Source organism: Pseudomonas sp. MYb2 (genome assembly GCF_002979955.1).
Taxonomy (GTDB): Bacteria; Pseudomonadota; Gammaproteobacteria; order Pseudomonadales; family Pseudomonadaceae; genus Aquipseudomonas.
Map to the genome: position 1 here is coordinate 1 of NZ_PCQC01000003.1, position 13,177 is coordinate 13,177.

Genomic DNA, 13,177 nt, shown 5'->3' on the forward strand with positions numbered 1-13,177 from the left:
GCGTCCCCTAGGGGACTCGAACCCCTGTTACCGCCGTGAAAGGGCGGTGTCCTAGGCCACTAGACGAAGGGGACACAAACCTTCTATACAACTGATCAGTGCTGAGAGCTGATCGATTCAAGGCCGGTGTGGCCAGACCTTGAACCTGTAAATTGGTGGAGCTTAGCGGGATCGAACCGCTGACCTCCTGCATGCCATGCAGGCGCTCTCCCAGCTGAGCTAAAGCCCCGGATTTTTCGCCTCGCGGCGGAGTGACATCTTGCAACATCACTTCTGTAAAACTGGCGTCCCCTAGGGGACTCGAACCCCTGTTACCGCCGTGAAAGGGCGGTGTCCTAGGCCACTAGACGAAGGGGACGCAAACCCTTCTATACAACAGATCAACGCTGAGTGTTGATCGCTTCGGAGCCGGTGTGGCCAGGCTTCGAAGTGTAAATTGGTGGAGCTAAACGGGATCGAACCGTTGACCTCCTGCATGCCATGCAGGCGCTCTCCCAGCTGAGCTATAGCCCCTCATCGTTGATGTCATCGCTGAGGACGGGGCGAATCTTAAGGGCGTATCGAAAGCCTGTCAAACTTATTTTTGAAATTTTTCAAAGTTTTTCGTCGGCATAACAATCACTTACCGCCCTCCTCCCGAAAATCCGGGACTTGGGATAAAGCATGCCCCTGTAGGAGCTGCCGCAGGCTGCGATCTTTTGATCTGGTTTTTAAAAACCAAAATCAAAAGATCGCAGCCTTCGGCAGCTCCTACAGGGGGGTTAAGCTATCAGGCGATAGCGCCCAGCAGCTTTTCCCACTCTTTGTTTTCTTTCTTCGACACGCCGCCCAGCAGGTCGATCGCCTGACGCAGACGGAAGCGGGTCAGATCCGGGCCAATGATTTCCATGGCATCGAGCACCGATACCGAACTCGCCTGCCCGGTGATCGCAGCAAACATCAGCGGCATCGCATCGCGCAGCTTCAGCTCAAGGGATTCGACCACCGCCTGAATCGTTGCAGTGATGTTGTCCTTCTCCCACTGACGCAGGCTTTCCAGCTTCCACAGGATCAACTGCATCAACTGCCGAACCTGATCACCGGAAAGCTTTTTCGATTCGAACAGCTTGGCATCCGGGTTAACACCACCGGCGAAGAAGAACCCGCCCAGCGGTGCAACCTGGCTGAAGGTTTCAACGCGACCCTGAACCAGCGGCGCGATCTTCATCATGTATTCCGGGTTCAACGCCCAGGTCTGCAAGCGGCTGGCGAATTCTTCCACCGGCAGATCACGCAGCCATTGGCCGTTGAGCCACGACAGCTTCTCGATGTCGAAGATCGGCCCGCCAAGGGACACACGCTTGAGGTCGAAGTTGTCGACCATTTCCTGCAGCGAGAACTTCTCGCGCTCGTCCGGCATCGACCAGCCCATGCGGCCGAGGTAATTGAGCATCGCCTCTGGCATGAAACCCATGCGCTCGTAGAACGTCACCGACGTCGGGTTCTTGCGCTTGGACAGCTTGCTCTTGTCCGGGTTACGCAGCAGCGGCATGTAGCACAGCTCTGGTTGCTCCCAGCCGAAATATTCGTAGAGCAGAATCAGTTTCGGCGCCGATGGCAGCCACTCTTCACCACGCAGGACGTGGGTGATGCCCATCAGGTGATCGTCGACGACGTTGGCGAGGAAGTACGTCGGCAGGCCGTCGGTCTTCATCAACACTTGCATGTCCATGCGATCCCACGGGATCTCGACGTCGCCACGGAGCATGTCCGGCACCACGCAAACGCCTTCGCTCGGGACTTTCATGCGGATCACGTGGGGTTCGCCGGCAGCCAGACGAGCCGCGACTTCTTCTTTCGACAGCAGCAGCGCGCGGCCGTCGTAGCGTGGAGTTTCGCCGCGGGCCATTTGCTCGGCGCGCATCTGATCGAGCTCTTCAGCGGTGCAGAAGCAGGGGAACGCGTGGCCCATGTCGACCAGTTGCTGGCAGTACTTCTGGTAAATGTCGCCGCGCTCGCTCTGCCGGTAAGGACCGTGCGGGCCGCCAACGTCCGGGCCTTCGCTCCAGTCGATACCCAGCCAGCGCAGGGCGTCGAAGATCTGCTGTTCGGACTCGCGGGTCGAACGCAACTGGTCGGTGTCTTCGATCCGCAGGATGAACTCACCGCCGTGCTGCTTGGCAAAGCAGTAGTTGAACAATGCGATGTAAGCGGTACCTACGTGGGGGTCCCCGGTAGGCGATGGCGCGATGCGAGTGCGGACGGTGGTCATGGCATGTCTCGAAAAGAATGAAAAGCAAAACAATCAAGCGGCGAATGGTAACAGGCGACACCCGCCCCGCTCCAGCGGGCAGGGCATTTAAGCCAAGTTTGCGTCTGTAAGGCCCGTAAGCCGTGATGAATGGCGGAATATCAGCAGATGGCATTTACCGTTTATCGGCTGTATGCCAGATTCGCCGGCTGATAACTTTCCTTACAATTCCTCGACTACAGTTTGCCCATGCCTGCTCAACTCAAGCGTCGCCTGTTGATTTTCCTGCTGCTCGTCCTGCTGATTGCCGGGGGCTTCTTCGCCCATTGGTTTTTCAAGGGACGCTTTTATGAAAGCACCGACAACGCCTATGTCCAGGGCGAAATCACCCGTGTGTCGAGCCAACTGAGCGCGCGCATCGATGAAGTGCTGGTGCAGGACAATCAGCACGTCGAAAAAGGCCAGTTGCTGGTGCGCCTCGAACCGAATGATTTCCGCCTCGCTATTGATCGTGCCAACGCCGCCCTCGCCACCCGCGAAGCCGAACGCCTGCAAGCGCAAAGCAAACTGACCCAGCAATCGAGCCTGATCGCCGCCAGCGACGCGCAAGTGGCAACCACACAGGCGACGCTTGGCCGTTCGCAGATGGACTTGTCACGTGCCGAAACCCTGCGCAAACCCGGTTATGTTTCCGAAGAACGGGTGACCACCCTCTCCGCCGACACACACATTGCTCGCTCGCAAGTGGCCAAGGCGCAGGCCGATGCACAGGGCCAGCGCCAGCAGGTCAACGCCTTGAACGCGGAAATCAAACGCCTCGACGCGCAGATTGCGAACGCCCGCGCCGATCTCGCGCAAGCCGAACTTAATCTGACCCGGAGCGAAATCCACGCGCCGATCAGCGGCCTGGTCGGCCAACGCGCTGCCCGCAACGGCCAAGTGGTGCAGGCCGGTGCCTATCTGCTGTCGATCGTTCCGGACGAAGACATCTGGGTGCAGGCAAACTTCAAGGAAACCCAGATCGGCCACATGCAGCCCGGGCAAAAAGCCGAGCTGACCTTTGATGCGTATGGCGACACGCCGATCGAAGCGCGGGTCGACAGTCTGTTCGCCGCGTCCGGCGCGCAGTTCAGCTTGCTGCCGCCGGACAACGCCACCGGCAACTTCACCAAAGTCGTGCAACGGATTCCGGTGAAACTGACCTTCAAGGCCGATAACGCGCTACACGGCAAGATCCGCCCGGGCATGTCCGTCACCGCCACCGTGAATATCAAAGACGCCCCAGAAGATGGCCGGTGATTCATTGATCCGACCGGTCGGCGAACCGACCCGGCGCGACTGGATTGCAGTGATGAGCGTAATGCTCGGCGCCTTTATGGCGGTGCTCGACATCCAGATCACCAACTCGTCGCTGAAAGATATTCAGGGCGCGCTGTCGGCGACCCTGGAAGAAGGTTCGTGGATTTCCACCTCCTATCTGGTCGCGGAAATCATCATGATTCCGCTGACCGCGTGGCTGGTGCAGTTGCTCTCGGCGCGGCGCCTGGCGGTGTGGGTGTCGCTGGGGTTTCTGGTGTCCTCGCTGCTGTGCTCAATGGCCTGGAGCCTGGAGAGCATGATCGTTTTTCGTGCCATGCAGGGTTTCACCGGTGGCGCGCTAATCCCGCTGGCGTTCACCCTGACGCTGATCAAACTCCCCGAACACCACCGTGCCAAAGGCATGGCGATGTTCGCCATGACCGCCACGTTCGCGCCGTCGATCGGCCCGACGCTGGGCGGCTGGCTCACGGAAAACTGGGGCTGGGAATACATCTTCTACATCAACATCCCGCCGGGCCTGATCATGATCGCCGGCCTGATGTACGGACTGGAGAAGAAAGAAGCGCACTGGGAATTGCTGAAAAGCACTGACTACACCGGCATCCTCACGCTGGGCATCGGCCTCGGGTGCTTGCAGGTTTTTCTCGAAGAAGGTCATCGCAAGGACTGGCTGGAATCGAGCCTGATCGTGACGCTGGGCAGCATTGCGCTGGTGAGCTTGATCACTTTTGTGATCGTGCAGATCTCCAAACCGAATCCGCTGATCAACCTTGGCATTCTGCGCAATCGCAATTTTGGGTTGTCGAGTATTTCCAGCCTGGGCATGGGCGTCGGGTTGTACGGTTCGATCTATTTGTTGCCGCTGTATCTGGCGCAGATCCAGAACTACAACGCCCTGCAGATCGGCGAAGTGATCATGTGGATGGGCGTGCCGCAGCTGTTTCTGATTCCGCTGGTGCCGAAGCTGATGAAGATTGTCTCGCCGAAATGGCTGTGCACGCTTGGCTTCGGGTTGTTCGGCTTGGCGAGTTTTTCTTCCGGAGTGCTCAACCCGGACTTTGCCGGACCGCAATTCAATCAGATCCAGATCATTCGGGCGCTGGGGCAGCCATTGATCATGGTGACGATTTCGCTGATCGCCACCGCGTACATCCTGCCGCAGGACGCGGGGTCAGCGTCGAGTCTGTTCAACATTTTGCGTAACCTTGGCGGTGCGATCGGCATTGCTCTGCTGGCGACGCTGCTGGACGCGCGCACCAAGACTTACTTCGATTATTTACGCGAGGCGGTAGTGCCGACAAATCCGCAGGTGGCGGAGCGACTGGCGTCGATGACGGATCGGTTTGGCAGTGACACGGCGGCGTTGGGCAAGCTGAGTGAGATCGTCCATCAACAGGCGGCGATCATGGCTTACAACGATGCGTTTCATTTTGTCGGGATTGCGTTGGGGGTCAGCATGCTGGCGATTTTGTTGACCAAGAAATTGCCAGAGGGACTGAAGGCTGGGGAGTCTCATTAAGACCGCGTCGCCCCATTCGCGAGCAGGCTCGCTCCCACAGGGGGTTTGTGAACGACACAGATCCAATGTGGGAGCGAGCCTGCTCGCGAAGAGGCCCGCCAAGGCAATGAAGATCAAACAGCCAAAAGCCGCTCACGCAGTTTGGCAATCTCATCGCGCATCTGCGCCGCCGCTTCAAACTCCAGATCCCGCGCCAACTGGTACATCTTCTCTTCCAGCGCGCGAATGCGCTTGGTGATCTCGCTCGGCGAGCGCAATTCGGCTTCGTACTTGGCGTTCTCTTCGGCGGCCTTGGCCATGCCTTTGCGTTTCTTGCTGCGCGAACCCGGCACGGTGGCGCCTTCCATGATATCGGCGACGTCCTTGATCACACCGCGCGGGGTGATGCCGTTTTCCAGGTTGAAGGCAATCTGCTTGTCGCGACGACGCTCGGTCTCGCCAATCGCCCGCTCCATCGAACCGGTCATGCGATCGGCGTAAAGAATCGCCCGGCCATTGAGGTTGCGCGCCGCACGGCCGATGGTCTGGATCAGCGAGCGCTCGGAACGCAGGAAGCCTTCCTTGTCGGCGTCGAGAATCGCCACCAGCGACACTTCCGGCATGTCCAGGCCTTCACGCAGCAAGTTGATCCCGACCAGCACGTCAAAAGTGCCAAGGCGCAGGTCGCGAATGATCTCGACGCGCTCGACCGTATCGATGTCCGAGTGCAGATAACGCACGCGCACGCCGTGATCGGCGAGGTAATCGGTAAGGTCTTCGGCCATGCGTTTGGTCAGCGTGGTGACCAGCACCCGCTCTTCGACCGCCACGCGTTTGCTGATTTCCGAGAGCAGATCGTCGACCTGCGTCAACGCCGGACGCACTTCAACCTGCGGGTCGACCAGACCGGTCGGCCGCACCACTTGCTCGACCACGCGCCCGGCATGTTCGGCTTCGTAGTTGCCCGGTGTCGCCGAGACGAAAATGGTCTGCGGGCTGACCCCTTCCCACTCGTCGAAACGCATTGGCCGGTTATCCAGCGCCGACGGCAGGCGGAAACCGTATTCGACGAGGGTTTCCTTACGCGAACGGTCGCCCTTATACATCGCGCCGACCTGCGGCACGCTGACGTGGGACTCGTCGATCACCAGCAAGGCATCGGCCGGCAGGTAATCGTAGAGCGTCGGCGGTGCAGCGCCGGCCGGACGCCCGGACAGATAGCGCGAATAGTTTTCGATGCCGTTGCAGTAGCCCAACTCGAGAATCATTTCCAGGTCGAAACGGGTGCGCTGCTCAAGGCGCTGGGCTTCCACCAGTTTGTTGTTGCTGCGCAGGTATTCCAGACGCTCCTGCAATTCGACTTTGATGTGTTCGATGGCGTCGAGCAGGGTTTCCCGTGGCGTCACATAGTGACTCTTCGGATAGAACGTGAAACGCGGCATCTTGCGGATGACTTCGCCGGTCAGCGGATCAAATGCGGAAATGCTTTCGACCTCGTCATCGAACAGCTCGATGCGGATCGCTTCCAGATCGGATTCTGCCGGGTAAATGTCGATCACATCGCCGCGCACGCGGAAGGTCGCGCGGGCAAAATCCATGTCGTTGCGGGTGTATTGCAGGTCGGCCAGACGGCGCAGCAGTGCGCGCTGATCGAGTTTGTCGCCGCGATCGACGTGCAGCACCATCTTCAAATAGGTTTCCGGGCTACCGAGACCGTAGATGCACGACACCGTGGTGACGATGATCGCGTCCTTGCGCTCCAGCAACGCTTTGGTCGCGGACAGACGCATCTGCTCGATGTGGTCGTTGATCGACGCATCCTTCTCGATGAAGGTGTCGGACGACGGCACATAGGCTTCGGGCTGGTAGTAGTCGTAGTAGGAAACGAAGTATTCGACGGCGTTGTTGGGGAAGAACGCCTTGAACTCGCCGTACAGCTGCGCGGCGAGGGTTTTGTTCGGCGCCAACACTAACGTCGGCCGTTGAATCTGCGAGATGACATTGGCGATGCTGAAGGTCTTGCCCGAGCCGGTCACACCGAGCAGCGTCTGGTGCGCCAGCCCGGCTTCGATGCCCTCGACCAATTGGCGAATGGCTTCCGGCTGATCGCCGGCGGGCTCAAAGCGGGTGACGAGCTGGAATTCGGACATATACACCTCTGGGATCGCGGCGTTCCGCGCAAAGCGGAGCACTACGGGGACAACCGCAAACGACCGGTGTCGCGCAAGAAAAAACCTGGATTGTGCTCAATGTGGTGGCGATTGCCCGCTCTTTCAAGGCAAACGTCCTACATCAGCTAAAGACTCTGACAAGAGCAGTCGACTAACGGTCAAGAAATAATCGGAAAAACTTACCCTAAAAGCCGAATCGCCTGTCGCCATTGTTCCGTAATGGCCTCTATACTAGCTCCCCGTTTGTGCACCGCTCTAGTGCATCCGGCTGGAGCGCGACACGTCCCTCCATTCTCCATTCAGAGCCGCCGCAATAATGAGCCTGTTCTCCGCTGTCGAAATGGCACCCCGCGATCCAATCCTGGGCCTCAACGAAGCATTCAACGCCGATACCCGGACCACCAAGGTCAACCTGGGCGTTGGCGTGTACTGCAACGAAGAGGGGCGAATTCCACTGCTGCGCGCTGTAATCGAAGCCGAGACGATTCGCGTCGCTCAACACGCTTCGCGCGGTTACCTGCCGATCGATGGCATCGCTGCCTACGACCAGGCCGTGCAAAAGCTGCTGTTCGGTAACGACTCGCCGCTGATCAGCGCCGGTCGCGTCATCACCACTCAGGCCGTCGGCGGGACCGGCGCACTGAAAATCGGTGCCGACTTCCTCAAGCAATTGCTGCCGAACGCCGTTGTGGCGATCAGCGACCCGAGCTGGGAAAACCACCGCGCGCTGTTCGAAACCGCTGGTTTCCCGGTGCAGAACTACCGCTACTACGACGCAGCCACCCACGACGTCAACCGTGCCGGCATGCTCGACGACCTTAACGCCCTGCCGAACGGCTCGATCGTTATCCTCCACGCCTGCTGCCACAACCCGACTGGCGTCGACCTGACCCCGGCGGACTGGAACAACGTCCTGGAAGTGGTCAAAGCCAAAGGTCACGTGCCGTTCCTCGACATGGCTTACCAGGGTTTCGGTGACGGTATCGACGAAGACGCCGCAGCCGTGCGTCTGTTCGCTGAGTCCGGTCTGACGTTCTTCGTTTCGAGCTCGTTCTCCAAGTCGTTCTCGCTGTACGGCGAGCGCGTTGGCGCCCTGTCGATCATCAGCGAATCGAAAGAAGAAAGCGCGCGCGTGCTGTCGCAAGTCAAACGCGTGATCCGCACCAACTACTCCAACCCGCCAACCCACGGTGCAAGCATCGTTGCTGCGGTGTTGAACAGCCCGGAACTGCGCGCGCAGTGGGAAGCCGAGCTGGCCGAAATGCGTCTGCGCATTCGCGGCATGCGCGAGCAGATGGTTGCCCTGCTGGCGGAAAAAGCGCCGGGCCGCGACTTTAGCTTCGTCGGTCGTCAGCGCGGCATGTTCTCCTACTCGGGCCTGACCACTGAACAAGTGCATCGCCTGCGTAACGAGTTCGGCATCTACGCACTGGACACCGGCCGCATCTGCGTGGCTGCGCTGAACCAGAGCAACATCAAGGCTGTGACAGATGCGATCGTTCAGGTCATCTGATAACGCTGCGTGATGAAAAACGGGAAGCCTTGGGGCTTCCCGTTTTTATTTGTCCGAAGGAATGCCACATTCCCTCTAAACTGCACACAAATCAAAACTGTAGGAGCGAGCCTGCTCGCGATAGCGTCTTGTCGCCCGAAGCATCACTGTCTGACGCACCGCTATCGCGAGCAGGCTCACTCCTACAGGGATTTGAGTACACCTTGGAATTCTGTGAGAAGCCAAATGAAAAACGACAACCTGCGCGCCGACCGTGACGATCTGGATGATTTCATCCCGCGCGCCTCGGCCAAGCGCGAAAAAAGCCTGGTGCTGCAAGTCGCGGCCGGGGTGTTTCTCGGCGGCCTGGCCTTGTGGCTGGTGCAACTCGCAGCTACTGCGGCCTACGCCAAACTGATGCTGGGCACAATTACCTTTGGCAGTTAAGCCAGTTCAGTCGCACGCTGAGTCGCGGCATCGTCATAGGCGACGTACAGCGATTCGGCGATCTGGCTTTTGATCGCTTTGGTGCTTTCCAGACCGAGGACAAAACCTTCAGCCTTGCCGCCGGCACGATTCAGTTCTTCAGCGGTGCTGGCCTGAGTAATCGCGTCGAAGAGTTTTTCGGCATGTGGACCGACACCCTTGGGCAGGCTGATTTGCGCGATGCTCATGCGAACACCTCGCTGTTGCGGGACAAATGGTTCATGACGCGGACCTTTTTCGGCGAATGGCCGGCAGCGCGTGTGACCACTTCCGGGCGGTCATGGTAGACCTCTACTACGGTTCTGGTAACCGCCAATCGCTGACAAACCACCGTCCGCCCCGGGAATTCACTCGTTTTTGCAACCGGCGCTTGACTTCTCTTTTTGAATCAGTAACATACGCACCAATTCCGCAATAGCTCAGTTGGTAGAGCAAATGACTGTTAATCATTGGGTCCCTGGTTCGAGTCCAGGTTGTGGAGCCAAATAGCAAAGCCCCTGAATCGAAAGATTCAGGGGCTTTTTTGTGGGCGCTCGAAAAGATCAAAAGATCGCAGCCTTCGGCAGCTCCTATACAGGTCTCGTATTCCGCCCATTTTGCGGATGAACGCTGAACCTGTAGGAGCTGCCGAAGGCTGCGATCTTTTGATCTTCAAACAAAAAGGGCCGATCTGATTAACAGATCGGCCCTTTTCCATTCAGCTACAGCGGTCAGACATGCTCACTGCTTTTCACCTGCACCTTCGGCGCGCCATGCCCATGGTCGTGATCATCCGGCTCGATCACTGGCACTTCCTTGCCATCGCAGTCATGCAGTTTGCCGTCGCTGAAGTAGTCGCCTTCGCGCAGCGCATCCAGATCACGATAACGCAAGGTGCGCTCTTCCGCCGCCGCAAACACCGACTGCTGATCCGAGTTACCGGTGGTGAAGTGGTTGAACGCCAGGTTGAGCAGGATCGCCATGATCGCCGACGAGCTGATGCCCGAGTGGAAAATGGTCGCGAACCAGCTCGGGAAGTGATCGTAGAAGTTCGGCGCAGCAATCGGGATCATGCCGAAGCCGATCGAGGTGGCAACGATGATCAGGTTGACGTTGTTGCGATAATCAACCTTCGACAGCGTACGAATGCCACTCGCCGCCACCGTGCCGAACAGCACGATACCCGCGCCGCCGAGAACTGACGTCGGCACTGCGGCAATGACCCGGCCCATGAACGGCAGCAGGCCAAGAACCACCAGGAACACACCGCCAGTGGCGACCACGAAACGGCTCTTGATCCCGGTCACCGCCACCAGCCCGACGTTCTGAGCGAAGGCACTTTGGGTGAACGAACCGAATATCGGTGCGAACATGCTCGACAGCATGTCCGCCCGCAGGCCGTTACCCAGACGCTTGGAATCGACCTTGGTGCCGATGATTTCACCGACCGCCAGAATGTCCGCCGACGTTTCCACCAAGGTCACCATGACCACAATGCACATCGACAGGATTGCGGCGAAGTGGAAGGTCGGCATACCGAAGTGGAATGGTGTCGGGAAGCCGAACATCGGCCCGGTGGTGACGCTGGAGAAGTCCGCCATACCGAGGAACACCGCCAGCACCGTACCGATCACCATGGCCAACAGGATCGACAGACGCGAGATGGTCGAGCTGCCGACCTTGCTCAGCAGCAACACCAGCACCAGCGTGACCGCCGCCAGTCCGATGTTCTGCATACTGCCGAAGTCCGGCGCGTGGCTGTTGCCGCCCATGGCCCAGCGTGCAGCCACCGGCATCAGCGTCAGGCCGATGGTGGTGATTACGATACCGGTAACCAATGGCGGGAAGAACTTGGTAATGCGCGAGAACACCGGCGTGATCAGCAGCCCGATCAAGGACGCGGCAATCACCGCGCCCAGCACCGACTGAAAACCGCCCTCCCCGCCGCTGCTGACGATCGCGACCATGGTCGCCACGCCAGAGAACGATACGCCCTGAACCAGCGGCAACTGACAGCCAAAAAACGGTAGACCCAGGGTTTGCAGCAGCGTCGCCAGCCCCCCCGCAAACAATGAAGCAGCAATCAGCAAACCAATGTCCGCCGGCGACAGGCCGGCCGCCTGGCCGATGATCAGTGGCACCGCAACGATACCGCCGTACATGGTCAGAACATGTTGCAGGCCGTAAGCCATATTCGCGCCGACCCCGAGATTCTCGTCCTCGGGCCGTTGGTGTGAAACATGGGGCGTTTTCATGGTGGGGGGTTCCCTGGTTTTTGTTATGCGCACACTGTATTCAATACTCGTGACAAATGTCCATAGAGTTGTATACAACTTGTCAGTCACATAATGGATAGGTAGCCACCCAACCTTCTATCCCGGCGCTTGCATCCCCCACAAATCCGGCAACACATCCCTACCGGCGTCTGCGCCAACCCCCACTAGGCTGAACTGTTCATGGCGACCGACGGTACGGTCGCATCGTTTTTTATACATATAAAGTATGCATAATGAAGTCATTGGACATTCAGTACGACAAAAGCAAGAACGCGGCCAACAAACTCAAGCACAAAGGCGTCAGCCTCGCCGAGACCGAACCGGTCTTTCACGACGAACGAGCACTGACGATCGAGGACAACGACCATGACGAACAGCGCTGGATCACTATTGGCCTCAACGGCAAAGGGCGCTTGTTGGTCGTTGCGTACAGTTACCGAGACGCGAATGTCGTACGAATCATTTCTGCCCGTCTCGCCACACCGAGCGAACGTAGCGCATATTTTCAGGAGGCTTGACCGATGAAAGATGAATATGACTTCTCCCAGGGCAAACGCGGCGCACTGGCGCCCGCCAAGGGCAAAACCCGTATCACCATCATGCTCGACGATGCTGTCATCGAGGCGGCGCGCAACGTCGCGGAAAACGAGGGTTTCGGTTATCAGACGGTGATCAACAACACGCTGCGCCAGGCGTTGCTCGAGGGTGCCACACAGCCGGCCGATGATCCGGCCCTTTCCGGGCAGTTCAAACAGGGCATTACCGCCGCCGACCTCAAGAGTCTCGAGAAAAAGCTGTCGGCAGCCGTCGGGGAAATCCGTCGCGTACTGGAGCCGGATGCAAAACCCTGATTGTCAGACAGGCACGAGCATTCGCGCCAGCGACTGGCGTACATGCGGCTGATCCGGCACGCGCAGACCGAACGCCTGTTGCAGCACGTCGATGAGTTCATCGACGTCGGATATTTCGCGCCGCTCACTGTCAGCGCCCATGCGATGCAGGGCGAAACTGCCGTTGTTCAAGGTTTTACGCCAGCCGTCGCCAGTACGCGCAGCCATCAGGCGCGTGGCGAAAGGAGATTGCGGGTGGGTCGAGACGTACCAGTTGCCGATGGTGTAATCAATGTCTTCCTGGCGCTGCAGATCGAACAGGTACATCGACCGCCACTCGCCGGCGACCTTGGCGCGCAGCATGTAGCCATCGGCCTGTTTTTCGATGCGATAAGGTTCGTGAGGGGTGACCTGCTCAGCTTCGGAATCCAGCAACAGCGGTGCGGTCGGCACCATGCCGCCAAACCCGACGTCGGTGATGTAACGCACATCATCGATGGTCACCAGACTCAATCGGTGGGTGCGCGCAGTCCAGGTGCCTTCAGGCTGGTTCATGACCACTCGACCACTGATCGCACGAGCATCGAAACCCAATTCGAGCAACAGGGCATAAAACAGGTGATTGAGTTCGTAGCAGTAACCGCCACGCCCCTGATGCAGGACCTTCTGTTCAATGGACGGCAAATCAATCAGTACCGGCGCGCCAGTAATGGTCGAGAGGTTTTCGAAGGTAAAGGCGCCGGTATGACGCCATTGCAATTCACGCAGCGTCGCCAGTGTCGGCGCCGGCGGCGCAGCGAAACCCAGGCGTTGCAGATACAGTTTCACATCGTTCAGGCGTGGCTCACTCATTGCTCGATCCTTATGCATGGGGCCGCAGGTCACTGCGTTGATG

Annotated in this window: 11 protein-coding genes and 5 tRNA genes; 7 read left to right on the plus strand and 9 right to left on the minus strand. The window is 58.7% G+C overall.

The features are described from left to right. Position 1: 1 nt before the first annotated feature. From CQ009_RS05075 to gltX, 5 genes are all read right to left on the minus strand, one after another. Positions 2–74: transfer RNA gene (locus tag CQ009_RS05075), tRNA-Glu, on the minus strand. Between the two features lie 79 nt (positions 75–153). Continuing rightward, a tRNA-Ala gene (locus CQ009_RS05080) sits at positions 154–229 on the minus strand. Between the two features lie 53 nt (positions 230–282). Continuing rightward, positions 283–358, minus strand: a tRNA-Glu gene (locus CQ009_RS05085). 79 nt (positions 359–437) lie between these two features. Next, positions 438–513, minus strand: a tRNA-Ala gene (locus CQ009_RS05090). 256 nt (positions 514–769) lie between these two features. Continuing rightward, complete coding sequence (gene gltX, locus CQ009_RS05100) at positions 770–2,251, minus strand: glutamate--tRNA ligase (protein ID WP_105705073.1); 1,482 nt, start codon at positions 2,249–2,251, stop codon at positions 770–772. Between the two features lie 228 nt (positions 2,252–2,479). Between gltX and CQ009_RS05105 the strand changes: the two genes are divergently transcribed. Both CQ009_RS05105 and CQ009_RS05110 read left to right on the plus strand, forming a co-directional pair. Then, positions 2,480–3,529 carry an HlyD family secretion protein gene (locus CQ009_RS05105; RefSeq protein ID WP_064389115.1) on the plus strand — a complete coding sequence of 350 codons (1,050 nt, stop codon included), beginning with the start codon at positions 2,480–2,482 and terminating at the stop codon, positions 3,527–3,529. A 49-nt stretch (positions 3,530–3,578) separates the two neighbouring features. Further along, positions 3,579–5,069 (plus strand): MDR family MFS transporter, encoded by a 1,491-nt coding sequence (locus CQ009_RS05110; RefSeq protein WP_177431013.1) that lies wholly within the window; start codon positions 3,579–3,581, stop codon positions 5,067–5,069. 113 nt (positions 5,070–5,182) lie between these two features. Here the strand turns inward: CQ009_RS05110 and uvrB are convergent, their stop codons facing one another. Next, positions 5,183–7,198: an excinuclease ABC subunit UvrB gene (uvrB, locus tag CQ009_RS05115; RefSeq protein WP_007913411.1), complete on the minus strand. Its 2,016-nt coding sequence runs from the start codon at positions 7,196–7,198 to the stop codon at positions 5,183–5,185. A 337-nt stretch (positions 7,199–7,535) separates the two neighbouring features. On the opposite strand from uvrB, the gene CQ009_RS05120 reads away from it, so the two are divergent. Together CQ009_RS05120 and CQ009_RS05125 are read left to right on the plus strand one after the other, a co-directional pair. Then, complete coding sequence (locus CQ009_RS05120; RefSeq protein WP_105705075.1) at positions 7,536–8,732, plus strand: amino acid aminotransferase; 1,197 nt, start codon at positions 7,536–7,538, stop codon at positions 8,730–8,732. A gap of 225 nt (positions 8,733–8,957) precedes the next feature. Then, positions 8,958–9,158 (plus strand): hypothetical protein, encoded by a 201-nt coding sequence (locus CQ009_RS05125; RefSeq protein ID WP_016983541.1) that lies wholly within the window; start codon positions 8,958–8,960, stop codon positions 9,156–9,158. On the opposite strand, the gene CQ009_RS05130 is transcribed toward CQ009_RS05125, so the two are convergent. After that, a complete protein-coding gene (locus CQ009_RS05130) occupies positions 9,155–9,385 on the minus strand; it encodes a hypothetical protein (RefSeq protein ID WP_064389112.1) in 231 nt (76 codons plus the stop codon). The genes CQ009_RS05125 and CQ009_RS05130 overlap by 4 nt on opposite strands. Before the next feature lie 220 nt (positions 9,386–9,605). Between CQ009_RS05130 and CQ009_RS05135 the strand changes: the two genes are divergently transcribed. Then, positions 9,606–9,681 (plus strand) — tRNA-Asn (locus CQ009_RS05135). A 226-nt stretch (positions 9,682–9,907) separates the two neighbouring features. Here the strand turns inward: CQ009_RS05135 and CQ009_RS05140 are convergent. After that, positions 9,908–11,431: a nucleobase:cation symporter-2 family protein gene (locus tag CQ009_RS05140; protein WP_105705076.1), complete on the minus strand. Its 1,524-nt coding sequence runs from the start codon at positions 11,429–11,431 to the stop codon at positions 9,908–9,910. Positions 11,432–11,685: 254 nt separating this feature from the next. Here CQ009_RS05140 and CQ009_RS05145 point away from each other — a divergent pair, with 254 nt between their 5' ends. Both CQ009_RS05145 and CQ009_RS05150 read left to right on the plus strand, forming a co-directional pair. Then, a complete protein-coding gene (locus CQ009_RS05145; RefSeq protein ID WP_105705077.1) occupies positions 11,686–11,970 on the plus strand; it encodes a BrnT family toxin in 285 nt (94 codons plus the stop codon). A gap of 3 nt (positions 11,971–11,973) precedes the next feature. Further along, positions 11,974–12,303 (plus strand): BrnA antitoxin family protein, encoded by a 330-nt coding sequence (locus tag CQ009_RS05150; protein ID WP_064389109.1) that lies wholly within the window; start codon positions 11,974–11,976, stop codon positions 12,301–12,303. 3 nt (positions 12,304–12,306) lie between these two features. Here the strand turns inward: CQ009_RS05150 and CQ009_RS05155 are convergent, their stop codons facing one another. Continuing rightward, a complete protein-coding gene (locus CQ009_RS05155) occupies positions 12,307–13,134 on the minus strand; it encodes an arylamine N-acetyltransferase (protein ID WP_064389108.1) in 828 nt (275 codons plus the stop codon). Positions 13,135–13,177 lie beyond the last annotated feature (43 nt).